At 53.8% G+C, this 249-nt stretch carries 1 protein-coding gene; it reads right to left on the reverse strand.

Annotated features, from left to right (window positions below; genetic code table 11):
• On the reverse strand, nucleotides 1–249 hold a 249-nt coding region (locus HBA93_RS22485), incomplete at both ends, for an Ig-like domain-containing protein (RefSeq protein ID WP_286202149.1).

Raw genomic sequence — 249 nt, forward strand, 5'->3', positions numbered from 1 at the left:
GGCGCAACCGTATCGACTTTGAAGACGAGCGCTTCTGTTGCCGGGCTCGTATTGCCTGCCTTATCAGTCGCGGTGAAAGTGATTTTATGTTCACCTTCAGCGAGCGCTGTTTCCGGACGGAATGTCCAGTTGCCAGCGGAATCTGTTACGGCAGTGCCAAGTTTAGTCGTGCCATCATATATAGTAACGGTTGAACCTGGCTCCGCCTTGCCGCTCATAACCGGACGTGCATCGTCCGTCAGGTCGTTT

Source organism: Ochrobactrum sp. SFR4, from assembly GCF_019730395.1.
Lineage (GTDB): Bacteria > Pseudomonadota > Alphaproteobacteria > Rhizobiales > Rhizobiaceae > Pseudochrobactrum.